The following is a 23,086-nucleotide window of genomic DNA, read 5'->3' as shown; positions in this document are numbered from 1 at the left end:
CGGAGGTTTTTGTATGGCGCATCTTATTGACCGACGTTTAAATGGGAAAAATAAAAGCACTGTCAATCGGCAGCGCTTTATAAGGCGTTATAAGCAACAGATAAAAAAAGCAGTCACCGAAGCCGTCAATCAACGTAGCATCCAAGATTTGGATTCTAGCGAGAAGATTACAATTCCATCACGAGATATCACCGAGCCATTTTTTCATCAAGGTGAAGGGGGGGATCGGACACGTGTTCTACCCGGTAATGACCAATTTTCACAGGGGGATCGCATTGAGAGACCTCAAGGCAGTGGTCGAGGCGGTTCTGGTGACGCAGATGCCAGCGATAGTGGCGAGGGATCTGACGAGTTTCGTTTTGATATATCCAAAGATGAGTATCTAGACATCCTATTTGATGATTTAGAGTTACCTAATCTTCAGGAAAATAGTACTGATCGGATGGTGGATTTTCGAACTGTTCGAGCAGGTTTTACCAATGAAGGTGTTCCAGCAAATATTAATATTGTACGATCGTTACAAAATTCGTTGTTACGACGAACGGCTATGACTGCGAGTAAAAAACGGCAGCTGCGCGAGTTGCAGGCACAATTGTGTGAATTGAAAAAAGTACCGCAAAGCAATCAAGCAGATATTTTGATTTTGGAACAAGAGATTGACGAACTACAACGACGTATCGACAGAGTACCATTTATTGATACATTTGATCTCAAATACAATGCGTTCCAAAAGCAACCTATTCCAAATTCACAAGCTGTTATGTTTTGCTTGATGGATGTATCAGGCTCTATGGATCAAGCAACAAAAGATATCGCCAAACGATTTTATCTATTGTTGTATCTGTTCCTTACACGCAATTATGAACGAATAGAAATTGTGTTTATTCGTCACCATACCCAAGCGAAAGAAGTTGATGAGAAAGAGTTTTTTTACTCACAGGAAACTGGCGGTACAATTGTATCAAGTGCATTGAAACTCATGAAAGAAATTATTAATGCCCGTTATCCTGAAGCGCAATGGAATATTTATGCTGCTCAAGCGTCCGATGGAGATAATTGGGCTGATGATTCCCCTACCTGCCGAGCTTTACTTGACCGCGATCTATTGCCGTTTATTCGCAATTTCTTTTACATTGAAATTACCGCTAGAGCCCATCAATCGCTTTGGCGGGAGTACGAATTATTGGCTCAGCAACATGAAAATTTTGCCCTGCAGCATATTCGTAAACCTGAGGATATCCTGCCGATTTTTCGAGAATTTTTCAAAAAAGAAATGGCATAAGGGAGATGGTATGAGCACTAGCAAACATCTTGATGATGGACCAGATTGGACCTTTCCGCTTATCGAGCAGTATCATGAAATAATCGCTGCGACTGCTACGAAGTTCAAGCTCTCTACCTATCCCAATCAAATTGAGATTATTACTGCTGAACAGATGATGGATGCTTATTCGAGTGTCGGAATGCCAATTGGGTATAATCACTGGTCATTCGGGAAAAAATTCATTCAAACCGAACAAAATTATAAACGAGGTCAAATGGGTTTGGCCTATGAAATTGTTATTAACTCAAGTCCTTGCATTGCTTATCTGATGGAAGAGAATACGATGCCGATGCAAGCGCTAGTGATGGCTCATGCTAGCTATGGTCATAACTCATTTTTTAAAAATAATTATCTATTTAAGACATGGACCGATGCAAGTTCAATTGTTGATTATCTCTTGTTTGCAAAAAATTATATCACTGAATGTGAAAAACGCTATGGAGTGACTGCTGTCGAAGACATACTTGATTCTTGTCATGCGTTAATGAATCACGGTGTAGACCGCTATAAACGACCGGCGCCGATCTCTTTAGCTGAAGAACAAGCTAGACAAAAATCGCGTCAAGAATATCTTCAGGCCCAAGTCAATGAACTATGGCGGACAGTCCCAAAAACAGAAAATGAAAATTTTCAGCAACAAATTCGTTTTCCCGATGAACCACAAGAAAATATTCTCTATTTTTTGGAAAAAAGAGCGCCATTACTGGAAAACTGGCAACGGGAAGTCATTCGAATTGTACGCAAAATTAGCCAATATTTTTACCCCCAGCGACAGACGCAAGTTATGAACGAAGGTTGGGCAACATTTTGGCATTATACTATTTTAAATGATATGTATGATCAGGGCTATTTGACTGATCGATTTATGCTTGAGTTTTTGCACAGTCATACTAATGTTGTCGCTCAGCCATCCTATAACAGCCCCTACTTTAGTGGAATAAATCCGTACGCTTTAGGATTTGCCATGATGACGGATATTCGGCGTATTTGTGAAGCACCTACCGAAGAGGACAAACACTGGTTCCCTGAAATTGCAGGTAGTGATTGGTTAGAAACATTGCATTTTGCTATGGAAAATTTCAAGGATGAGAGCTTTATAAGCCAATTTCTCTCTCCAAAATTGATTCGCGATTTTAAACTGTTTAACTTAGCTGATCACCAAAATTTACCGTATTTGGAAGTAAGTTCTATCCATAATGAGGCGGGTTATTTAGCCGTTCGTCAAGCCCTATCAAATCAATATAATCTGTCGAATATTGACCCTAATATTCAAGTATACAATGTGAATGTACGCGGTGATCGTGCCCTAACCTTGCGCTATATTCCGCATAATCATATTCCTTTGGCCGGTAATTTGGATGAGGTATTAAAGCACCTCCATCGGCTCTGGGGATTCGATGTTCGAATTGAACAAGTTATGGACTCAGGTTTGGTTGAGTCATTAGCCATATGCCCGCCAGCGTAACAATTTAAAAGTGTAGGATTATTCATCGCGGTCATTTGAATGTTGAGGATGTAGATACGTCACTGTTTTTTTAGTATCTACATCTTAGGCAGTCTTTTCAGATAAAGGCGTGTCATCACTTAAATAACTATTATAGTTGTGTTTTCCCAATGGAATGAGCCTTGTGGTTATCAATATGCCCTTTCATCCTCCAAACGTACTTTTTTGGTTGAATGAGCGGTGGTTGGGCTGACACTTTTTAAGTGCGTTTTGCCTTATTGATGGTATTTACAACGTTTTAATGGCATCGATGACTTTGATCATGAAAGAGCACATCGGGCTTAAATGGTTCTGATGGTTGCATTCGATACGCTCAGTTGAAGTTAAAAACCGAGCAATAAAACAAATAGGTAGAATCGACGCTATTGAGCAGCGTTCATTCGATAAGCCAACAGAGAATTATTCTATTGAATGGTTGAATCGAATTGCTCTATTTGATACTCAAGCCTTCAATGTTTTGAATGAAGAATAGCTATATCAGAGAATCGCCAATAGGTGAGTGCAACAAGGAGCACTTCATGATTTATTGAATGCCCTGACTCCTCGCCTACCAGAAAACGCTAACTGGCAACAGGATAAAGACATCACGAGCCAGTATTCGATTCGTTGCCCAATTAAACACTAATGTCGCTTTTTTGGATAATATGTATTTTGTTGGAACCTATAGATCTTCGGACGAACAGCACTTTTACTGTATTTGATCGATTTGATAAACAATGTAGTGATTACGCTCTATAAGTTAAAGTTTAAGCTCATTTTTTATGCGATTTTGATGTGGATATATTGATATTATCTTCTTGAAATGATAGATAGCTGTGGCAAAATCGATGAAAATTTAATATTTATCAATGTTTGGGATGATTTATCGATCATATCCATAGTTATTGGTTTTTTTGAACCCCTTTTTTAATTTAGAATGGCAAGCTGATGACTTATCAATTACTGTAACAGTCTGGACTTCTAGAGAGATTATTTAGGTTTCCTGTATTATCAGGTAATCTATTATATACACTCGTCTGCGATCAAACAGCTTGCGATAGTTGACGCGATACGGCTTAGCAACGATGAGCGTCAATGCCCATCGTTATCTTAGTTGAGATCACTTAATTCGATGTCATAATTTATGGATAAATTACCCCAAAGGAAGTAAAAGTAATCATGATGAACGATACGTTTCTGAACGCCCTCGCCAAGAACTTCCTTGGAAGCTCTCCAAGGTGGTACAAACAAACAATTCTTACGTTCCTAGTCATCAATCCTATTCTCTTTGCTGTGGACCCATTTGTTTCTGGCTGGATTTTGGTGATTGAGTTCATATTCACACTCGCAATGGCGCTGAAGTGTTACCCGTTGCAGCCAGGCGGGTTGTTGGCCATTGAAGCTATTGCTATAGGAATGACATCAACAGAAACCGTTAAGCATGAGTTAATCGCTAATTTTGAAGTAATCTTGCTTTTGATCTTCATGGTTGCTGGCATCTTCTTCATGAAAGAGCTGTTGCTATTTGTGTTTACGAAGATGCTTACCCATATTCGTAGCAAAGTCGCCCTATCGTTAGCTTTTTGCGGAACTTCTGCATTTTTATCCGCGTTTCTTGATGCCTTAACCGTGATCGCTGTTGTGATCAGTGTCGCTGTTGGTTTTTATGCCATTTATCATAAAGTCGCTTCAGGTAAAGATTTTCATCTTGAACATGATCATACTCAAGATGATCAACTCAGGGGAGAATTAACCCATCAAGATCTCGAAGGATTCCGGGCCTTTTTACGTAGTCTATTGATGCATGCTTCAGTGGGAACTGCCTTAGGTGGCGTTTGCACAATGGTCGGTGAACCCCAAAATTTAATTATTGCCGAGCAGGCAGGTTGGCACTTCGCCGAATTTTTTATTCGAATGGCTCCAGTTTCTATCCCTGTTCTTATTTTAGGGTTAGTCATGTGTGTTATTTTAGAAAAAACAGGTTGGTTTGGTTATGGTGGTCTATTACCTGATCGCGTACGCATCGTGATGGAAGATTATGAAACCTATGCCGATAAACGTCGAACCAAACGCGATAAAATGAGACTTGGCGCCCAACTTGTGATTGCTGCATGGCTAATTGTAGCTTTGGCGTTACACCTTGCCGCCGTTGGTCTAGTCGGTCTATCTGTCATTATTCTTGCCACGACATTTTCAGGAATTAATGAAGAGCATCAACTTGGAGCAGCTTTTACTGAGGCGCTGCCATTCACCGCATTACTGGCTATATTTTTCTCAATCGTTGCAGTCATCATTGACTTACACCTGTTCAAACCCATTATTCATTGGGTATTGGAACAGGAAGGTCACGCACAACTTGTGGCATTTTACTTAGCGAATGGAGTTTTATCGATGGTTTCAGATAATGTCTTCGTTGGCACGGTCTATATCAATGAAGTTCGCTCAGCATTGATGGATGGTCAAATTACTCGTGATCAGTTTGATATGCTAGCGGTTGCGATTAATACCGGAACAAACCTCCCTTCTGTTGCAACGCCTAATGGTCAAGCCGCTTTTCTATTCTTATTAACCTCCTCACTTGCCCCTTTGTTGCGGCTATCGTATGGTCGGATGGTGTTCATGGCTCTTCCTTATACCATCGTGCTGATTGTTGTGGGGTTATTATGTGTAAATTATTTACTGATACCACTGACCGATCTGTTTTATCATAATGGTCTGCTGATCCACCATGCAGCGAAGGCTGCTGCCGCAGCAATTGGACATTAAGTTTAGTAAACAAAAGGGCTGGCTTAGTCCTTTTGTTTATCTCTTTGAAGAGGATTGATGGGTGTTTAACTTATTAAAAAAATGGTCTTATCATCGAAGCCCTTGGCTACTGCTATCATTTAGTGCGTTAGTATTTGAACTAGCTGCATTGTATTTTCAATATGGCAAGCAGCTCGTCCCTTGTGTTATGTGCATCTATGAGCGTACGGCGATGCTAGGGGTCCTTCTCGCAGGATTGGTTGGTGCCATTGGGCCTACACTCTTTTTAGCACGCTTGATTAGTACCATGGGTTTTCTAGCATCGAGCAGTTGGGGATTAGTGCTTGCATGGCAACATGTGCAAATACAGTTACACCCATCGCCATTTGCAATTTGTAGCCCATTTCCTCATTTTCCCAGTTGGCTGCCTCTGAATCATTGGTTTCCGTGGATGTTTCAGCCGCATGGCGATTGTGCAGTGATCGTGTGGAAACTGCTTAATTGGAGTATGCCGCAGTGGTTAATAGTTGCTTTTGCTATCTATACTATTATGGCTTTGATGATTTTAGTGAGCCAATTTCGCCGCTAATTGGTCTAGACCCCAGCTGAATATTCATGCTGGGATCTTAGTTTGCAGTTCTTTAGCACTTCGATACGCCATTGACTCACGATTTTTCTATCCAATACTCGGCTCACATGGCTAAGTATGGGTCGCTTTGATTGGTAAATGCCTCATCAACTGAGTATCGCTATCTTCGTTATCATCAGAACAGTTCTGTCGACCAAGCGAGTTGCAACCATCACATTGAAGAATGTCCAAGATTGGTATTATGACAGTGAGTATAGATAGTTATATTCGGCTACTATATCTCCCTAACCGTATAAAAACGCTAACGTGATTAATCTTCACATTCATCCAACGGCCACCATGCAATGAAATCTTGTAGATCACCATTGATCGCTGTTTCACTGATGGTTTTACCACGAATGGACGCTCCTACCTTATGCATCTGCGATTTTTTACCGCCATGGCGTAAAGGATGCCAAATGGGAAGCCCTCGACCTTCATCTAAACGACGATAAGCACAGCTCGGCGGCAGCCATTGAAATGATTCTCGGTGAGCCAAACTTATCTTGACGCAATCATCAACTTTTGTAAATCGATTCGGATAATCACTGCATTGGCAGCTTTTTTGATTGAGTAATTGACAGCTTATATCAGTGAAATAAAGTTTATCGGTGTCATCATCAATTACTTTGGCTAAACAGCACTTACCACATCCGTCACAAAGTGCCTCCCACTCTTCATCATTCATCTGCGCTAGCAACTTATTTTGCCAAAAAAGAGGATCATTAAGCATGTGTGCGCACCTTTGTTTGAATTGATAATTTATCGGATAATTGAAGTTGTAAGTGGTCACCATGCACTAAAGGACCCACTCCTGAAGGCGTCCCTGTTAATAACACATCGCCTGGCTCAAAGCTAAAATACTGACTGGCTTCGCTAAGCAAAGTGATACAGTCCCGGAGCATCAATTCTGTTGAACTATGCTGTACAATTTGCCCATTTTTACGCAATTCTAAGATCATATCTTGAAGATTTTCGCCTTGATAAGGAAGCCATGGGCCTAATGGAGCTGCACCATCAAAGCCTTTCGCTTTCTCCCAAGGATGTCCTTGAGCCTTCAACTGCGCTTGCAGATCTCGAAGCGTTAAATCGATGGCTAGTGTATAGCCGACAATCGATTCTTGTGCGCTCTGGATAGTCGCTCTGTGAAGTGGTTGGCCGATTAATAATGCCAACTCTATTTCATGGTGACAGCTTCCTTGATTGCTAGGGAGGACGATGTCATCGCTTAAACGACATGCAGCAGTCCTCGGTTTAATAAAAAATACCGCTTGTGAGCTGGTTTGACTGTTCATTTCTTGGATATGATCAGCATAGTTTTGTCCGACGCAAACAATTTTGCCTAGCGAGTATGGGATCGGATGACCCTCTATATTAATGTGTTGATAGCTCATAATCATTTTATTGAAAGAAAGCGGATTCGGTCAGCAAGCGTACCCACCGTAACCGCAAAATAATTTGAACGATTCCATTTTAGCAGCGTATCAAAGTCTTTATAGACCAAATATACACGTCCATTTTTATCATCAGGAATCACTAAACGTGCTTTTATCGCACGAGTTGGGAGTGCATCGCCATTGTAACGGCGTACACCTAGCGCCTCCCATTCAGAGAGTAATTTGGGTGACTTTACCGCATCACTACTGAGGTCAAAATGAACTGGAAGTTTAACTTGTCGTCCCCAGGTTATATCACTACGCCAACCTAACTGATGTAGATAATTAGCCGCCGACGCAAGCGCATCGGGAACACTGTGCCAGATATCTCGCCGGCCGTCACCATCTTCATCAACCGCATAGCCTAAATAGGTTCCTGGCATAAACTGAACTTGTCCCATAGCCCCTGCCCATGAGCCTTTCAGCGTTTCCCGTTTGATTTTGTCATCGCGCATTAGCGTCAAGGCAGCAGTGATTTGACGCTCAAAAAAATCGCGCCGTCGCCCATTGTATGCCAATGATGTTAACGCTGACATCACATCATAATGGCCAGTGAGTGCACCAAAGTTAGATTCTATTCCCCATAACGCCACGATAAAGCGTGGTTGAACGTCATATTTTTTTTCTAACTTCTTGAGCAAAGGTAAATTTTCTTTATATAACTGCCGCGCTTTAGCGACCTTCCAGTCTGGGAGTGCTCTTGGTAAATAGGTATCGAGTGTTAAACGAAATTCTGGTTGATTCTTATCACTATGGATAACTTTTGGGCGTAATTTGACATCACTAAAAGCTTCATCAACTAAGGTTTGCGAAAATCCATTAGCTAAAGCTTGTTGGCGCAATGTCTGAACAAATTGCTGGAAATCGTTTGCTTGTGCCATCATCGATGCGCTAGATAAAAGCACCAACCAGCCTAGCTGTTTAATTTTCACAGTGATTGGCCTTACGAGCTTTATAGGCTTCGAGCTCATTTTCAGGTGGAGGTGGAAGTTGCAAATAAAACCCTTCTTTATGCAATGATTCGATCACTTTGTCAGTATTTGCCGTTGCTAGCTGTTGCTTGGCTAAATTAATTGTAGTAAATAATTGTAGTTTACCTATCATCATTAATAATTGCTCAGGAACGGCGTTAAAATCGTCACGTTTGGCTATATAAAGATAGGTTTGAGTTTTTTTTAAGCTTTTATAAACGTAACACAGCATGTTTTATACTCTTCCCGTTGTTTCATCATCAATAAATAGGCAAACTATAGCAAAATAGGTCGCATTCCAACAATGCAGAAATAAAAGAGACTAGAATAATAGGATAAGTTAAACACATGGCGAGTCCAGAAGTCGAAATTAAAGGAACAACATTTACTATTTCGGTCATTCATCTTATTGATGATGATTTAAAACATGTCGAAGACGTGCTTAATCATAAAATGGCGCAGGCACCGAAGTTTTTTTCCACAGCGCCCGTTATTGTCAATGTTAGTCAAGTGGAACACCCACTCGATTTTATTGCATTGAAAACGCATATTAAACAGACTGGTTTTGTGATGGTCGGGGTTACAGGATGTCAAAATAGCGAACAAAAAGCGCAAGCACAAGATGCAAAGATTCCCGTTTTGATCGCGGGTCGTGATGTAGAGCCTAAACCGATTGAAGAGCCGAACATGGCCCAACCTCCACGGATCATTCGTGGTCAAGTCCGTTCGGGGCAGCAAGTTTACGCCAAAGAGTGTGATTTAGTGGTGATAGGCAGTGTCAGTAATGGTGCTGAGATCATTGCCGATGGCAGTATTCATATTTATGGTGCTCTGCGTGGTCGTGCTATTGCTGGCGCAAATGGACAAACAGGTAGTGTGATCTGTTGCCAAAATTTGCAAGCGGAGCTGGTATCTGTAGCGGGTCATTACCAATTATCTGAAAGCCTGCAGTCCATGTGGCAGCAGGCATGTAGTATTGAACTTGAAGCGCGTCAATTAAAGATAGCGCCTCTCAATTAGATTTGAAGGAATCATATGACCAAAGTTATCGTTGTGACTTCAGGTAAAGGCGGCGTTGGAAAAACCACTTCCAGCGCCGCCATTGGAACCGGCCTTGCTGTAAAAGGCTACAAAACTATTATTATCGATTTTGATATTGGACTACGAAACCTTGACCTCATTATGGGTTGCGAAAGACGTGTCGTTTATGATTTTGTTAATGTAATCAATGGGGAAGCTACATTAAATCAAGCTATGATTAAAGACAAGCGGATCGATTCATTGTATGTTTTACCTGCATCACAAACACGCGATAAAGATGCTTTAACGCGTGAAGGGGTGGAACGGGTGATCAATGAGCTCACTGAAAAAGGATTTGATTATATTCTTTGTGACTCCCCCGCGGGGATTGAAGCTGGCGCGATATTAGCTCTGTATTTTGCTGATGAGGCCATTGTTACAACAAACCCTGAAGTCTCATCTGTTCGCGACTCAGATCGTATTCTCGGTATGCTATCGAGCAAATCCCGCCGAGCAGAGCAAGGCTTAGATCCGGTCAAAGAGCATCTTTTACTCACCCGTTACAGTCCATCACGAGTCAATAGAGGTGATATGTTAAGCGTTGACGATGTCAATGATATTTTAGCGGTTCCATTGCTTGGTGTTATTCCTGAGTCTCAATCAGTTTTGAAGGCGTCTAACTCAGGTGAACCGGTAATTTTAGATACAGAGAGTGATGCAGGACAAGCCTATCAAGATGCCGTCGAGCGCTTATTAGGCAATCCTGTAGAACTGCGGTTTTTAAACGAAGAGAAAAAAGGTCTATTTAGCCGGATCTTCGGAGGTTAGAAATAATGTCATTAATTGATTACTTTCGCAGTAGCCCCAAGTCAAGCTCAGCGAAACTAGCCAAGGAACGATTACAAATTATCGTTGCCCATGAACGTAATGAGCGCTCAGGACCTGATTACTTACCTGCACTTAAACAGGATATTCTACTAGTCATCCAGCGTTATGTAAAAATTGACCCAGAGCAGATCCAAGTATCTCTCGATAACAGAGAGAAGGACCTGTCTGTTTTGGAGTTAAATATTACGTTATCTGAAGAAGTTAAACCGAAAGACTAGCTCAATGATCTGGCCTGCATCACGCAGGCCTTCATCCTATTTTAGGTAAATAGGCCTCTAGAATAGAGTACCGCCAGCCGCTTAGTAAAGTCGGCTTGTTTTGCTCATCAGCGCGTTGTTCATCTGTGAGTTGCCAATGCCAATTCAATAGTTCATGGATCAATCGCTTGGGTGCCAGTACGTCGGCGGGAATCGTTGTTTGTACCTCTACGAGAGTAATCGCTTCACGGATTTGTTGTAACGTTTGTTTGTAATGAGGAAAGTCGATCAGACGTTTAATCTTTTCAGGCCAATTCGCAGACTCAAGCTCTTTCGCTTCCTTGATCAAGCGCAATAACGCCACGCCATGTATCCGAAATGCTTGGGGGGCAATTCCCGTTTCTTTGAGCATATTTTTATGATCAGGTTGATTTTTAGCCATGAGCCAAAGAGCTTCTTCGCGTACCACATTATTAACTGGCATATCTTTCGCGATTGCTGTTTCAAGGCGCCAAGCCGCTAATTTTTGTAAAACAGCGAGCTCTTGGCGCGTAAGGCGCCAGGCATTTTTGATGTCCAAATAGGCGGTTTGTGGATCATTTTCTTGGCAGCGTAGCTTTGCTAGACGAGCACTTTCAGCCAACACAAAGTCATATAAGTGACGGGTTTTTAACGTATCAATGAGTGTGTGATAAGCCTGATAGAGATAGGTGACATCTTTGGCTGCATAATCTAGTTGTCGCGCGGTAAGTGGCCGTGCTAGCCAGTCTGTACGCGATTCACCTTTATCAAGTAACACGCCAGCAGTTTCTTGAATCAGTGCTTGGTAGCCCATGCTAATGCCATGGCCTAAAAAAGCAGCGCCGATTTGGGTATCAAAAATAGATAGACCAAACTGACTCACGTGGTGTTTGAGAATTTCTAAATCTTCACCAAATGCATGTAAAACCCAGTGGTGATGCGTTAGCAATGACCAAAAATCACTATTGTTTAAGTCACAAAGTAGCGGATCGACTAGGAAGCATTGATGGCCATCGAAAATTTGTAAAAGGCCTAAGTTGGCATAGAAAGTTCGGGTGCGGACGAATTCAGTATCTAGCATTAATGTTGTTTCATTTTGCCGAAGGCACGCACAAACCGCATCAAGTTGCTCAGGCGTTTGAATCATTTGGTAACACATAAATGGCCTATCTTTCGGGCGATGAGTGTTCACCGCCTTTTATTACGTCTTAAGATGAGCCGCTATTTTAACAGTAAAGCACTCAAAAGATCTGTCAACATTTATGAAAATTCGACAATACCTTTTGATCTATAAATAGAAAGAAAGTTACGGGTAAAAACAATCAGAGGCAAAAACACGGAACGGATGTTCTGGCGGCTTATCTTTGACAATAGGCCATAAGTAAAATTGTTTGACCTCAATAACGGGTACTTTTTGATGCGATTGTCCGACACTAATTCCCATAGGTCTATCAATGACGCCTTTCACTGAGATAGAACGACCAGGACGATAAATCATTGGATCTAAAAACTGTGGAATGATCGCAACGAATCGCCCTGCACTGTTGTCATTAACCACGTTGCCTTGATAATCCAGTTGTTGATAAACTATTTGCAACCGTGTTTTTTGATCAGTATTCGTAATTTGTGCAATTTGCCCTTGCCAAAGGACCGTGTGTTTCAATGCTGTTGGCAAAAAAGCTTTCTGATAGGCAATATTTTGTTGATTAGACGCCAACTGAACCGATTTAGGTAAACTACTACACCCTGTCAACACTAGCATAGTTAATGCTAATCCAGTCACTTGCCATTTAAGCATAAATATCGACACCAAAAATAAGATTGATATCGCCACGGCGTGCCATTAAACAAATCTCTTGATACGCTCGCAGCGCGCCTCGACTATGACTGGGTGGTAAGTCATAACAAACTGAATCGAGCAATGACTCATCGGCAACTGACTGCAGACGTCCTTTGCCCTTTTTCGACTTATCACGGCGCTTTCGAACCTTGTCAGTGCTTTTTTTAGGCAGATTGACAGGATATGGCGCTTGACCGATACCACCAATATTCACTGGTTATTCTCTCCCGGGTAACTTTTTCCAGGTGACTTTATCGCGCAAATAGACAGGTTGTGCAGATTCGGCATCTTGTACCCTACCTTGCTGATAATCAACATTTGCTAATTTAAGCATATCGTATGCACGCGGAAGTGCAATATCTAATTGCTCGGCTTTTGGATAATGCTCTTGTAACTGTTGTGGATAGCTTTGCCAGCCAGTCCCAACAGCACAGGCGACTAAATCACTCTGATACTCCAATTGATCAGGAGCTGTTACTTGCTCACTGCCTTGTAGCGTTGCAATGCCCTGCTCATTGCGATAAATCGCGTGATAAATCTCGCCCATCCGAGCATCAATAGCGGCAATAACATGGCTATGTGTGCACTGTTCAATCGCCTGCTGTGCCATCGCCGCTAAAGTAGAAACGCCAAGTAGGGGCAAATTAGCGCCGAAACCGAGCCCTTGAGCTGCGGCAACTCCAATACGCACACCAGTAAAGCTTCCGGGACCTTGGCCAAACGCAATGGCGTCTAATTGGGTTAAACTTACACCTGCCTGAGCCAAGATCTGTTCGATCATTGGCAGAATTTTTTGGGTATGTTCCCGTGGACATAGCTCAAAATGGTGAAAAATTTCACCGTTCCAATGTAATGCCACAGAGCATGCTTCAGTTGCTGTATCAAGGGCTAATAAGTTAGCCATAGCTGGTTGATTAATCATGAATTAATATCGCTTATTGCGGGAGATTCCGCTTGATTCATTTGTTGAATAAATTGTTTAACTTGCTTTAGGTCACGGCAGCGTTGCATCGGTGGCAAGCTACTTAAAAAGAGCTGACCATAGGTGCGGTTGACTAACCGATTATCACAGATGATCACGACTCCTTTGTCAGATACATCACGGATTAACCGCCCTACACCTTGTTTTAAGGTGATCGCCGCTTGAGGAAGATAAACTTGCTGAAATGGATCGCCGCCACGGAGTCGACAATCTTCACTTTTAGCTCGCATTAAGGGATCATCTGGTGAGGCGAAGGGTAATTTGTCGATAACGACACACGAGAGTGCTTGTCCACGAACGTCAACACCTTCCCAAAACGAGCCAGTGGCAACCAAGATAGCATTCCCTGCCTGAATGAATTGCTCAAGGAGTACACCTTTTGCGGCATCCCCTTGGGTGAGAACAGGTAAGTTTGTTTTTTCCTTAAGTAACACTGACAAGCGCTGAATCATGGCATGACTGGTACATAAAAAGAAACACCGACCTCGATTAACTTCAATAATCGGCAATAGTTGTTTCACTAACACTTGTTCACTGCCCCATTGGCCGGGATCAGGTAAATAGCGGGGAACACACAGCAACGCTTGATGGGCAAAATCAAATGGACTATCGAGCATCAGTTCAGTTGCGCCATGAACACCTAACTGACCGATAAAATGCTCAAAGCCTTTATTGACCGCCAGTGTTGCACTGGTAAAGACCCAACTGGCATCCCGCTCGTCAAGCTCACGACGAAATCGCTCGGCAATATTCAGCGGGGTAATGTTTAAGGAAAAATTTAATCGGGAGGTATCATACCAGTAACTAAATCCGGTGACATCGGTGTGAAGCATCTTTTCGAGTAATACTTGCAACTGGGCAACACGTTCAAATAAATGGTCGCCCAGTTCAGAGCGGGATAAGGCGAGCTTTAACAGCTCATAGACAAACTGTAGATCTTGAGTCAGTCGGTTGAGCTGCTGAGAAAATTTCGGCTTATTCAACAAGGGACGCCAATCGCCGCGCTCTTTCTCGCCTTCAAAGGCGAGTCGAGTATCTTGAGCTGAGATTTTCAGTTTGCCAGCTGCTTTGGATAGCTGCGCCATATCTTTAAGCTCAGTACGATAAAGGAGATCAATATCTTTGCAGAGATCGTTAATCATGCGACTAGAAAAAGTTTGACCAAAATACTGTGTAGCAATATCAGGGATTTGATGCGCTTCATCAAAAATATACCCGTCTACTTCGGGGAGTAATTCACCGAATCCCGTCTCTTTAATCGCCATATCCGCAAAAAAAAGATGATGATTGATCACAATAATCTGCGCTTCCATTGCTCGGTTCCGCGCTTTTACTAGATGGCATTCTTTATAGCTAGGGCATTCACGTCCCAAGCAGTTGTCGTTGGTACTGGTAATCAGAGGCAGCAATTCAGCACGTTCGGCGAGCGGGCCCAACTCAGAGACATCCCCACTATCACTACCGACGGCCCACTGTTTAACTCGCGCCAAATCGGCCAATAACTGTTTATCCATGCTACGGCTTTCTTGCATGAAGCTACTGAGTCGCTCAATACATAGATAATTGTTACGCCCTTTTAATAGCGCAATCGGCCGAGCGTAGCCTAAGGCCTTCACCATGGTTGGCAAGTCTTTTTGATACAATTGATCTTGCAGTGCCTTAGAACCGGTGCTGATGACAACTTTTTTACCAGACTGTAAAGCGGGAACCAAGTAGGCGAATGTCTTACCCGTTCCAGTACCCGCTTCAGCTAACAAGATTCCTGATTTTTCCAACACGCTCGCGACAGCCTCAGCCATCAGTTGTTGAGCCTCCCGCGGGGCAAATCCAGAGATTGTTCGCGCTAATAAGCCGCCTGGAGCAAAGTAATCTTTTTTCAAACCTTCCGCCTAAATCACCAGAAAGTTGATATTATGACAAAAACCCCAGTCTCCCGCACTAAACAAACAAATCAATTTCGTGATCAGTCGGTGGTGAAGGCGCTGTTGATGGCTCATCGGTCGGTGACGAAGCTTCCTTGCTTGGTTTTGATGTTGATTCATCGGTGTCACGTGATTGATGTTTTCTTGCATCATCTTCATGCGCCTTAACTTGCCGAAGTGGCGGCCCTGTTGGACGCGGAATAATAGGCAAAATTAAGTCACTTGATGGCATATCATTCTCCTTTAATGGGATCGATACATCTTTGTATCGGTCAAAAAGCCATCATCTTGAGTCATTTTAGATTTCAACGAAAAAAATGATTGATTTTTTTTTCTTAGTTGTTAACTTAAGTAACACAAAGCAATTGATTGAAAGACCAATATTATGTTGAATGTTACTTTAAACCACCATCATCATCATCATCCCGAATAGGTCTTTCAGGAGAATTGGTGCTGGAAGACTCAGATGAGCTTCTAGCGGTTGGTAGACATATTGAAACCCTCGGAAGCTCATACTTCCGAGGGTTTTTTATTTTCACGTCAAGGAAACAACCAAATGCCAGAACAACAACGTTTAAGAATTGCGATCCAAAAGTCCGGTCGATTAAGTAAGGATTCGCAGTTGATGTTTAAAAACTGCGGGATGAAAGTTAATCTACGCGAACAACGTCTGATCGCCCACTGCGAAAATATGCCTATCGATATTCTACGGGTGCGTGACGATGACATTCCAGGTTTGGTGATGGATGGTGTCGTCGATATTGGTATTGTGGGTGAAAATGTACTTGAAGAAGAAATGTTATTACGAAGCAGTCAAAATGAGCCCACTGATATCAAACAACTGTGTCGTTTAGACTTTGGGGGATGCCGTTTATCACTTGCGGTTCCAGAAGACTTTGACTATATAAGCCCTCAATCATTGGCTGATTTACGAATCGCAACCACTTATCCAGGATTACTCAAGCGTTATATGGATACTCAAGGAATCGACTTTACCGGTATTATGTTAACGGGGTCAGTAGAAGTCGCACCACGCGCAGGACTTGCCGATGCGATTTGTGACTTGGTCTCAACCGGAGCGACACTTGAAGCGAATGGCCTGAAAGAAGTTGATGTTATCTACCGCTCCAAAGCAACATTGATTCAATCAAAAAATCCACTTAGTGATGAAAACCAAGCGCTTTTAAATCGCTTACTATTGCGCATTCAAGGGGTGATGCAAGCAAAAGAGAGCAAGTATATTATGCTGCATGCTCCCAAAGCACGCTTGGACGAAGTGATCGAATTGATGCCGGGTAGTGAGCGACCAACGTTGCTACCACTGGCTGGTCGAGATGATCTCGTCGCGGTTCATATGGTCAGCACTGAAAACCTATTTTGGGAGACCATGGAATCTCTTAAAGAACTGGGAGCAAGTTCTATTTTGGTGATGCCCATTGAAAAAATGATGGAGTAGTCTGATGCAAACACTCATTTGGAATCAATTAACCAAAACACAACAGCAACAAGTTCTACAGCGACCATCTGTGACTCACGCGTCCCAAATCAGCGCCGTGGTCAGCGACATCATTTCACAAGTAAAAACACGCCAAGATGACGCTTTGTTTGAGTTAACGGCGCGCTTTGACAAAGTACAATTGGAACAGATTCGTATCAGTAAGCAGACTATCGTCCAGAGCGGCTCTAAATTGAGCGATGCATTTAAACAGGCCATTGATGTCGCGCGTAAAAATATTGGCAAATTTCACCAAGCCCAAAAACCTCGACCCACATTGATTGAAACGGCTCCTGAAATCTGCTGTGAATTGCGCTATAGCGCCATTGAACGCGTGGGTTTGTATGTACCCGGTGGCAGTGCACCGTTACCATCGACGGTGATGATGCTAGCTATTCCAGCCAGAATAGCAGGCTGCGATAAAATTATTTTATGCTCACCGGCCCCAGTTAGTGACGCCATTCTTTATACTGCGGCGATGTGTGGCGTAGATGAAATCTATGCCGTAGGCGGCGCTCAAGCAGTCGCGGCTATGGCCTATGGCACCCAATCGATTCCTAAAGTGGATAAGATTTTTGGACCGGGAAATGCGTATGTCACTGAAGCCAAACGGCAAGTGGCAGATGATTATCAAGGGGCAGCGATGGATCTTCCTGCTGGCCCATCGGAAGTATTGGTGATCGCCGATCAAAGTGCCTCGCCCGTTTTTGTTGCAGCTGACTTGCTATCCCAAGCTGAACATGGCCCTGATTCACAAGTTATCTTGGTCACTAACTGTAAGTCGTTCGCGCAAGCTGTCAGTGCTGAAATAACGCGCCAATGCGAGCAGCTCGAGCGCAAAAATATTGCACAACAAGCACTCGAAAATAGCCGCTGTATCGTGGTGGATAATGTCGATGAAGCAATTGCTGTGTCTAACCAATATGGCCCCGAACACTTGGTGATTCAAACTGAACAGCCGCGTTTTTTACTCAATCAAGTTAAAAATGCGGGCAGTGTGTTTTTAGGTGCTTGGACTCCCGAGTCTGTGGGCGATTATGCTAGCGGCACCAATCATACCTTACCCACTTACGGGTATACCCGAACCTATTCAAGTCTAGGAACCGCAGATTTTATGAAACGTTACACCGTTCAAGAGCTCAGCGAAGCCAGTTTACGGGCTCTGGCACCAACGGTCGTAGAAATTGCCAATGCTGAGGGATTAACGGCACACCGACGTGCAGTCACCCTTCGAACTGGGGAGGAAAACTAGTGGCTACTACACAACTGGCTCGTCAATGCGTACAACAATTAACGCCCTATCAGTCTGCCCGACGTATTGGGGGACACGGGCATATCTGGCTCAATGCCAATGAAAGTCCCGATAATATTGATTACCCAAACCCTGAACAACGGCTTAATCGCTATCCTGAATTTCAGCCGCCAGAACTCATTAGCGCTTACGCTAATTACGCAAATATCACACCCGATCAGGTTCTAGCTACTCGCGGCGCTGATGAAGCGATTGATCTATTGATTCGCACCTATTGTGAACCAGGACAAGATCGCGTTGTGATAAACCCACCGACCTATGGCATGTATGCCATTAGCGCTCAGACATTTGGTGTAGAGGTGGTTGAACAACCGGTTGATGTCAACTTTGATCCTGATTATGCGGCATTAGCTAAGATAGATGCGAAATTAATTTTTATTTGCTCGCCAAATAATCCGACCGGCAATCTCATTGATCTAGCTAAGTTAGAGGTACTTGCTCTGGCTCAGCAAGACAAAGCTCTTATCGTCGTCGATGAAGCCTATATTGAGTTTAGCGCTCAAGCTAGCGCTATTTCACGCTTGAGTCAGTTTGATAATATTGTGATTTTACGTACTCTCTCCAAAGCCTTTGCGTTAGCGGGTGCTCGCTGTGGGTTTGTGCTTGGCAATGCAGCAGTTATTCAATGCTTAAGCAAAGTTATTGCGCCCTACCCTATTCCTACGCCTGTTGCCAAACTAGCAGAGCTGGTTTTAACTCGCCAACTCGCCAGTATGAAGCAACGTGTTGAGGCTCTTAATCAACAGCGTCTCGCATTTAAACAACAACTTGAAGTGCTACCGGGGGTGGAGTATCTATTTAACGCAACGGGAAATTTTATTTTAATTCGGTTTAAACAAGAACTTTTTTCAGCGATTGCTGAGAAAGGGATTGTGTTACGTAATTTCACTGATAAAGCGCGCCTTGAGCGATGCATTCGAGTCAGTATTGGAAATCCTCAAGAGATGGCAACCACGCTTGAAGCTATTCGAGCGTTTTGCCAAGCCACCTGCGGAGAAATCTGTTTATGAGCGCGCAAAAGATCTTATTTATCGACCGAGATGGGACACTCATTGATGAGCCTGAAAGTGACAAACAGGTTGATTCATTAGCTAAACTACAGTTTGAGCCCAATGTGATCCCCGCGTTACTGAAGCTACAAAATGCAGGTTTTCACTTGGTAATGGTCAGTAATCAAGATGGTTTAGGTACAGCTAGTTTTCCGCAAGCCGATTTTGATCGACCTCACCAAGCGATGATGAATCTTTTCAAATCGCAGGGAATTCACTTTGATGAGGTATTAATTTGCCCGCATTTACCCAGTGAGCAATGTGTTTGTCGCAAGCCTAACCTCGGTTTAGTCGCACCTTATTTGCAACAAAGCAAAGTAGATTTTCAGCATTCAGCCGTGATTGGTGACCGCCCAAGCGATATGCAATTAGCTGCCAATATGGGGATCCGTGGTATTGAATATGAGCGATGCAACAACGGTTGGTTGCAGATCAGTCAGGATTTAACAACGCAAGCTCGGGTTGCCAGCGTCACACGCAAAACTAGCGAAACCTGTATTACTATTGACGTTAATCTTGATTCCCGCGCTAGAGGCACGATTCAAACAGGCATTGGCTTTTTTGACCATATGCTCGATCAAATTGCGACTCACGGCGGGTTTTACCTTAACTGTTCAGTGCAAGGTGACCTACATATTGATGATCACCACACCATTGAAGACACCGCTTTAGCGTTGGGTCAAGCATTGGAACAAGCACTTGGCGATAAGCGTGGCATTAATCGCTTTGGTTTTACCTTACCGATGGATGAAGTGTTAGCACAGTGTGCATTGGATCTTTCTGGCCGCGCTTATCTTAAATTTGATGCCCCGCTTGAGCAGGTACAAGTCGGTGGTATGACGACTGAGATGGTTCCACACTTTTTTCGTTCATTAGCTGACTCTTTGCATGCGACTTTGCATCTTAGTGCCAGTGCAGGGAATACTCATCATGTTGTTGAGTCACTGTTTAAATGTTTTGGTCGCACATTAGGACAAGCAATTACTCAAACGAGTGATGTTCTGCCAAGCAGTAAAGGAGTGTTGTAATGAATGTGATGAATGTGATCATTGATACGGGCTGCGCTAACCTCTCATCAGTACGTTTTGCTGTTGAACGTTTGGGCTATCCGGTGATGATCAGCGCCGATCCGCAAACTATTTTCAGTGCAGATAAGGTCTTTTTACCAGGTGTTGGTACCGTGAATGCGGCGATGCAACAGCTAAAATCAAAACAGCTTATAGATACCATTCAAGCGATTCAGGCACCGCTTTTAGGGATTTGCTTAGGGATGCAGATCCTTGTGGAATGTTCTTATGAAGGTGGTGCTTATCAGAGCGAATCGGCACACCCTTGTTTAGGGTTGATTCCAGGGGCAATAAAAAAGATGCAGCCTGTATCTGGATTACCGTTACCGCATATGGGATGGAATCAAATCAAAATGACTGAACATCCCCTATTTACTGACATTTCGCCTGATAGCTACTTCTATTTTGTGCATAGCTATGCTTTGCCGGTGACACCCGCTACACTCGCCAGCTGTGATTATGGTGGGGATTTTTCTGCAGTAATCGCTAAAGACAATTTTTTCGGTGTGCAATTTCACCCTGAGCGTAGTGGTCAAGCTGGCGCGCAACTGCTAAAAAACTTTTTGGAGATGTAGATGATTATTCCTGCATTAGACTTAATTGACGGGCATGTTGTTCGGCTTTATCAAGGTGATTATCAACAACAAACAACCTACAGTGATACACCGCTAACACAATTTCTTGATTACCAACGTCAAGGAGCAAACTGGTTACATCTGGTTGATTTAGATGGCGCAAAAGATACCCTCCGACGACAATTGAGCGTTATTCAACAACTGATTACTCATACGCAGGCATCCATTCAAGTGGGCGGTGGTATTCGTCAAGAAAAGGATGTCTCTGACTTACTCGGTGCAGGAGCTGCACGCGTGGTGATAGGTTCATTGGCAGTCAAACAACCTGAGCTGGTTAGCCAATGGCTCTGCGAATATGGCGCACAACGAATAGTCTTGGCTCTCGATGTTAACATTAATGCTCAGGGGCGAAAGTGTGTTGCGGTATCCGGTTGGCAAGATGATAGTGGCATGAGTATTGAATCACTATTAGATACCTATCAAGCTTGTGGTCTGAAACACGTATTGTGCACTGACATCTCGCGTGATGGCACCATGCAAGGGAGCAATGTTGCCCTCTATCAAGAACTCTGTGAGCGCTATCCGAAGGTTAACTTTCAAGCCTCGGGGGGAATTGGTCGCTTAGCCGACATTGCTGCGCTGAGACACACCGGTGTTGCCGGCGTGATTGTTGGGCGTGCTCTATTGGAAGGTAAATTCACTGTGAAGGAGGCTATTTCATGTTGGCAAAACGGATAATTCCCTGTCTGGATGTGCGAGATGGCCAAGTCGTCAAAGGTGTTCAATTTCGCAACCATGAAATTATTGGTGACATTGTGCCGCTAGCACAGCGCTATGCACAAGAAGGTGCGGACGAACTAGTCTTCTATGATATTACCGCGAGTAGTGACCAACGGGTCGTTGACAAAAGTTGGGTGAGCCAGGTCGCTGAGGTGATTGATATCCCATTTTGTGTTGCAGGTGGGCTTAAAACGGAAGAGGATGTTGCAACAACATTGCAGCACGGGGCCGATAAAATATCCATCAATTCCCCAGCGCTCGCTGATCCATCGCTCATTACTCGACTTGCTAATCGTTTTGGTGTGCAATGTATTGTGGTTGGCATCGATAGTTATTTTGATGAGCAGACGGGCTTATACCAAGTCAAACAATTTACCGGTTCTGAAAAATCTACCATTACAACCCGCTGGAATACATTGGACTGGGTTGAAGAAGTTCAACGACGCGGTGCGGGTGAAATTGTTTTAAACATGATGAATCAAGATGGTGTTCGCCAAGGCTATGATTTAGAGCAATTGAAAAAAGTACGCCAAGTATGTCATGTACCATTGATTGCATCCGGAGGCGCGGGTGAAATGATCCATTTTGCGCAAGCATTTAATCAAGCCAATGTTGATGGTGCACTTGCCGCCAGTGTTTTCCACAAGCAAATTATTCACATTGGTCAACTTAAAACCTATCTTAATGAACAACACGTGGTAGTCCGATTATGAGCGAAGCCTTAGTAAAACAGGTGAATTGGGAAAAAGTAGATGGCCTTATCCCTGCCATCATTCAAGATCAGCATAGTGCGCAGGTATTAATGCTTGGCTATATGAACCAAGCGGCGCTCAAGCAAACTTTGGCGAGCAACCGTGTTACATTTTTTAGTCGGACAAAGCAGCGATTGTGGACCAAAGGCGAATCATCAGGAAATTATCTTAATTTGCAATCAATTCGCCTAGATTGCGATCAAGACACTTTATTGCTTGAAGTCACCCCAATCGGCCCAACCTGTCATACGGGAACAACTAGCTGTTTTGGTGAGGGTAGCAGTACTGATTTTGGTTTTTTGGCAGAGCTTGAACGGGTCATTAGTTGTCGCCATGAAGAGGCATCGATTGAAACCAGTTATACAGCGCGATTGTTTGCTGAAGGGACCAAGCGAATGGCTCAAAAGGTTGGTGAAGAAGGGGTTGAAGTCGCCCTTGCTGCAACGGTGAAAGACCGCTTTGAGCTGACCAATGAAAGTGCTGATTTGCTATTTCACTTACTAGTTCTGCTCGAAGATGCAAAACTGCCATTAGCAGAAGTCATTGCTTGCCTAAATGCACGTCATCAATAACGCCTATTACAACCCAATGAAGTGCGG

The 23,086-nt window shown here is 43.3% G+C and carries 25 protein-coding genes and 1 other annotated feature; of the genes, 15 read left to right on the top strand and 10 right to left on the bottom strand.

Annotated features, from left to right (window positions below):
* Positions 1-13 precede the first annotated feature (13 nt).
* The 4 genes from ABUE30_RS02895 to dsbB all read left to right on the top strand — a co-directional run bounded on the left by ABUE30_RS02895 (position 14) and on the right by dsbB (position 6,141).
* Positions 14-1,282, top strand: a complete 1,269-nt coding sequence (locus ABUE30_RS02895; protein ID WP_408622163.1) for a YeaH/YhbH family protein — start codon at positions 14-16, stop codon at positions 1,280-1,282.
* A 10-nt stretch (positions 1,283-1,292) separates the two neighbouring features.
* Positions 1,293-2,789: a SpoVR family protein gene (locus ABUE30_RS02890; RefSeq protein ID WP_408622162.1), complete on the top strand. Its 1,497-nt coding sequence runs from the start codon at positions 1,293-1,295 to the stop codon at positions 2,787-2,789.
* A 1,200-nt stretch (positions 2,790-3,989) separates the two neighbouring features.
* Positions 3,990-5,573 carry a sodium/proton antiporter NhaB gene (gene nhaB, locus ABUE30_RS02885; protein ID WP_408622161.1) on the top strand — a complete coding sequence of 528 codons (1,584 nt, stop codon included), beginning with the start codon at positions 3,990-3,992 and terminating at the stop codon, positions 5,571-5,573.
* A 61-nt stretch (positions 5,574-5,634) separates the two neighbouring features.
* Positions 5,635-6,141 (top strand): disulfide bond formation protein DsbB, encoded by a 507-nt coding sequence (gene dsbB / locus ABUE30_RS02880; protein WP_408622160.1) that lies wholly within the window; start codon positions 5,635-5,637, stop codon positions 6,139-6,141.
* Positions 6,142-6,451: 310 nt separating this feature from the next.
* Here dsbB and ABUE30_RS02875 read toward each other — a convergent pair whose 3' ends face one another.
* The 4 genes from ABUE30_RS02875 to ABUE30_RS02860 are packed head-to-tail and all read right to left on the bottom strand — an operon-like array spanning position 6,452 to position 8,819.
* Positions 6,452-6,913 carry a YcgN family cysteine cluster protein gene (locus ABUE30_RS02875; protein ID WP_408622159.1) on the bottom strand — a complete coding sequence of 154 codons (462 nt, stop codon included), beginning with the start codon at positions 6,911-6,913 and terminating at the stop codon, positions 6,452-6,454.
* Entirely contained in the window at positions 6,906-7,574 is a 669-nt protein-coding gene (locus tag ABUE30_RS02870) for a fumarylacetoacetate hydrolase family protein (RefSeq protein WP_408622158.1), read from the bottom strand. The genes ABUE30_RS02875 and ABUE30_RS02870 overlap by 8 nt, the downstream gene beginning before the upstream one ends.
* 2 nt (positions 7,575-7,576) lie before the next feature.
* On the bottom strand, positions 7,577-8,548 hold the full coding sequence (locus tag ABUE30_RS02865; protein ID WP_408622157.1) for a lytic murein transglycosylase: 972 nt from the start codon (positions 8,546-8,548) through the stop codon (positions 7,577-7,579).
* Positions 8,538-8,819: a YcgL domain-containing protein gene (locus ABUE30_RS02860; RefSeq protein ID WP_408622156.1), complete on the bottom strand. Its 282-nt coding sequence runs from the start codon at positions 8,817-8,819 to the stop codon at positions 8,538-8,540. The genes ABUE30_RS02865 and ABUE30_RS02860 overlap by 11 nt, the downstream gene beginning before the upstream one ends.
* Before the next feature lie 116 nt (positions 8,820-8,935).
* Here ABUE30_RS02860 and minC point away from each other — a divergent pair, with 116 nt between their 5' ends.
* Genes minC through minE form a run of 3 tightly spaced genes read left to right on the top strand, consistent with a single transcriptional unit; the run spans position 8,936 to position 10,713 of the window.
* Positions 8,936-9,607 carry a septum site-determining protein MinC gene (gene minC / locus ABUE30_RS02855; protein WP_408622155.1) on the top strand — a complete coding sequence of 224 codons (672 nt, stop codon included), beginning with the start codon at positions 8,936-8,938 and terminating at the stop codon, positions 9,605-9,607.
* A 15-nt stretch (positions 9,608-9,622) separates the two neighbouring features.
* Positions 9,623-10,435: a septum site-determining protein MinD gene (minD, locus tag ABUE30_RS02850; RefSeq protein WP_408622154.1), complete on the top strand. Its 813-nt coding sequence runs from the start codon at positions 9,623-9,625 to the stop codon at positions 10,433-10,435.
* Positions 10,436-10,440: 5 nt separating this feature from the next.
* Positions 10,441-10,713 carry a cell division topological specificity factor MinE gene (gene minE / locus ABUE30_RS02845; RefSeq protein ID WP_408622153.1) on the top strand — a complete coding sequence of 91 codons (273 nt, stop codon included), beginning with the start codon at positions 10,441-10,443 and terminating at the stop codon, positions 10,711-10,713.
* A 31-nt stretch (positions 10,714-10,744) separates the two neighbouring features.
* On the opposite strand, the gene rnd is transcribed toward minE, so the two are convergent.
* The 6 genes from rnd to ABUE30_RS02815 form a co-directional block, all read right to left on the bottom strand.
* Positions 10,745-11,872: a ribonuclease D gene (rnd, locus tag ABUE30_RS02840; protein WP_408622152.1), complete on the bottom strand. Its 1,128-nt coding sequence runs from the start codon at positions 11,870-11,872 to the stop codon at positions 10,745-10,747.
* A gap of 147 nt (positions 11,873-12,019) precedes the next feature.
* Positions 12,020-12,511 (bottom strand): Slp family lipoprotein, encoded by a 492-nt coding sequence (locus ABUE30_RS02835; protein ID WP_408622151.1) that lies wholly within the window; start codon positions 12,509-12,511, stop codon positions 12,020-12,022.
* Complete coding sequence (locus ABUE30_RS02830; RefSeq protein WP_408622150.1) at positions 12,504-12,767, bottom strand: hypothetical protein; 264 nt, start codon at positions 12,765-12,767, stop codon at positions 12,504-12,506. Before ABUE30_RS02830 ends, ABUE30_RS02835 begins: the two co-directional genes overlap by 8 nt.
* Positions 12,768-12,770: 3 nt before the next feature.
* Entirely contained in the window at positions 12,771-13,475 is a 705-nt protein-coding gene (gene tsaB, locus ABUE30_RS02825) for a tRNA (adenosine(37)-N6)-threonylcarbamoyltransferase complex dimerization subunit type 1 TsaB (protein WP_408622149.1), read from the bottom strand.
* Entirely contained in the window at positions 13,472-15,415 is a 1,944-nt protein-coding gene (locus tag ABUE30_RS02820) for an ATP-dependent DNA helicase (RefSeq protein ID WP_408622148.1), read from the bottom strand. Before ABUE30_RS02820 ends, tsaB begins: the two co-directional genes overlap by 4 nt.
* A gap of 58 nt (positions 15,416-15,473) precedes the next feature.
* Positions 15,474-15,689: a hypothetical protein gene (locus ABUE30_RS02815; protein WP_408622147.1), complete on the bottom strand. Its 216-nt coding sequence runs from the start codon at positions 15,687-15,689 to the stop codon at positions 15,474-15,476.
* 176 nt (positions 15,690-15,865) lie between these two features.
* Positions 15,866-15,991 (top strand) — a sequence feature (His leader region).
* A gap of 22 nt (positions 15,992-16,013) precedes the next feature.
* Between ABUE30_RS02815 and hisG the strand changes: the two genes are divergently transcribed.
* From hisG to hisIE, 8 genes are read left to right on the top strand one after another with little or no spacing between them, the layout of a single operon-like run.
* Positions 16,014-16,913 carry an ATP phosphoribosyltransferase gene (gene hisG / locus ABUE30_RS02810; protein ID WP_408622146.1) on the top strand — a complete coding sequence of 300 codons (900 nt, stop codon included), beginning with the start codon at positions 16,014-16,016 and terminating at the stop codon, positions 16,911-16,913.
* Between the two features lie 4 nt (positions 16,914-16,917).
* Entirely contained in the window at positions 16,918-18,204 is a 1,287-nt protein-coding gene (hisD, locus tag ABUE30_RS02805) for a histidinol dehydrogenase (RefSeq protein ID WP_408622145.1), read from the top strand.
* A complete protein-coding gene (hisC, locus tag ABUE30_RS02800) occupies positions 18,204-19,274 on the top strand; it encodes a histidinol-phosphate transaminase (RefSeq protein WP_408622144.1) in 1,071 nt (356 codons plus the stop codon). Before hisD ends, hisC begins: the two co-directional genes overlap by 1 nt.
* Positions 19,271-20,341: a bifunctional histidinol-phosphatase/imidazoleglycerol-phosphate dehydratase HisB gene (gene hisB, locus ABUE30_RS02795; RefSeq protein ID WP_408622143.1), complete on the top strand. Its 1,071-nt coding sequence runs from the start codon at positions 19,271-19,273 to the stop codon at positions 20,339-20,341. The genes hisC and hisB overlap by 4 nt, the downstream gene beginning before the upstream one ends.
* On the top strand, positions 20,341-20,955 hold the full coding sequence (hisH, locus tag ABUE30_RS02790) for an imidazole glycerol phosphate synthase subunit HisH (protein WP_408622142.1): 615 nt from the start codon (positions 20,341-20,343) through the stop codon (positions 20,953-20,955). Before hisB ends, hisH begins: the two co-directional genes overlap by 1 nt.
* Positions 20,956-21,693, top strand: a complete 738-nt coding sequence (hisA, locus tag ABUE30_RS02785) for a 1-(5-phosphoribosyl)-5-[(5-phosphoribosylamino)methylideneamino]imidazole-4-carboxamide isomerase (protein WP_408622141.1) — start codon at positions 20,956-20,958, stop codon at positions 21,691-21,693.
* On the top strand, positions 21,675-22,448 hold the full coding sequence (hisF, locus tag ABUE30_RS02780) for an imidazole glycerol phosphate synthase subunit HisF (protein ID WP_408622140.1): 774 nt from the start codon (positions 21,675-21,677) through the stop codon (positions 22,446-22,448). Before hisA ends, hisF begins: the two co-directional genes overlap by 19 nt.
* Positions 22,442-23,059, top strand: coding sequence for a bifunctional phosphoribosyl-AMP cyclohydrolase/phosphoribosyl-ATP diphosphatase HisIE (gene hisIE, locus ABUE30_RS02775; protein WP_408622526.1), 618 nt, complete (start codon positions 22,442-22,444; stop codon positions 23,057-23,059). Before hisF ends, hisIE begins: the two co-directional genes overlap by 7 nt.
* Positions 23,060-23,086: the final 27 nt, after the last annotated feature.

This window comes from Celerinatantimonas yamalensis, from assembly GCF_046054155.1.
Taxonomy (GTDB): Bacteria; Pseudomonadota; Gammaproteobacteria; order Enterobacterales; family Celerinatantimonadaceae; genus Celerinatantimonas; species Celerinatantimonas yamalensis.
The sequence above is the reverse complement of the archived record's forward strand: the minus strand, read 5'-3'. Positions and strand labels throughout refer to the sequence as shown.

Bases quoted from the DNA above. Each gene is read 5' to 3' on its own strand.
- ABUE30_RS02895 (WP_408622163.1), top strand. From the start codon at position 14: ATGGCGCATCTTATTGACCGACGTTTAAATGGGAAAAATAAAAGCACT.
- ABUE30_RS02890 (WP_408622162.1), top strand. From the start codon at position 1,293: ATGAGCACTAGCAAACATCTTGATGATGGACCAGATTGGACCTTTCCG.
- nhaB (WP_408622161.1), top strand. From the start codon at position 3,990: ATGAACGATACGTTTCTGAACGCCCTCGCCAAGAACTTCCTTGGAAGC.
- ABUE30_RS02875 (WP_408622159.1), bottom strand. From the start codon at position 6,913: ATGCTTAATGATCCTCTTTTTTGGCAAAATAAGTTGCTAGCGCAGATG.
- ABUE30_RS02870 (WP_408622158.1), bottom strand. From the start codon at position 7,574: ATGAGCTATCAACACATTAATATAGAGGGTCATCCGATCCCATACTCG.
- ABUE30_RS02860 (WP_408622156.1), bottom strand. From the start codon at position 8,819: ATGCTGTGTTACGTTTATAAAAGCTTAAAAAAAACTCAAACCTATCTT.
- minC (WP_408622155.1), top strand. From the start codon at position 8,936: ATGGCGAGTCCAGAAGTCGAAATTAAAGGAACAACATTTACTATTTCG.
- minD (WP_408622154.1), top strand. From the start codon at position 9,623: ATGACCAAAGTTATCGTTGTGACTTCAGGTAAAGGCGGCGTTGGAAAA.
- minE (WP_408622153.1), top strand. From the start codon at position 10,441: ATGTCATTAATTGATTACTTTCGCAGTAGCCCCAAGTCAAGCTCAGCG.
- rnd (WP_408622152.1), bottom strand. From the start codon at position 11,872: ATGTGTTACCAAATGATTCAAACGCCTGAGCAACTTGATGCGGTTTGT.
- ABUE30_RS02835 (WP_408622151.1), bottom strand. From the start codon at position 12,511: ATGCTTAAATGGCAAGTGACTGGATTAGCATTAACTATGCTAGTGTTG.
- tsaB (WP_408622149.1), bottom strand. From the start codon at position 13,475: ATGATTAATCAACCAGCTATGGCTAACTTATTAGCCCTTGATACAGCA.
- ABUE30_RS02815 (WP_408622147.1), bottom strand. From the start codon at position 15,689: ATGCCATCAAGTGACTTAATTTTGCCTATTATTCCGCGTCCAACAGGG.
- hisG (WP_408622146.1), top strand. From the start codon at position 16,014: ATGCCAGAACAACAACGTTTAAGAATTGCGATCCAAAAGTCCGGTCGA.
- hisD (WP_408622145.1), top strand. From the start codon at position 16,918: ATGCAAACACTCATTTGGAATCAATTAACCAAAACACAACAGCAACAA.
- hisB (WP_408622143.1), top strand. From the start codon at position 19,271: ATGAGCGCGCAAAAGATCTTATTTATCGACCGAGATGGGACACTCATT.
- hisH (WP_408622142.1), top strand. From the start codon at position 20,341: ATGAATGTGATGAATGTGATCATTGATACGGGCTGCGCTAACCTCTCA.
- hisA (WP_408622141.1), top strand. From the start codon at position 20,956: ATGATTATTCCTGCATTAGACTTAATTGACGGGCATGTTGTTCGGCTT.
- hisF (WP_408622140.1), top strand. From the start codon at position 21,675: ATGTTGGCAAAACGGATAATTCCCTGTCTGGATGTGCGAGATGGCCAA.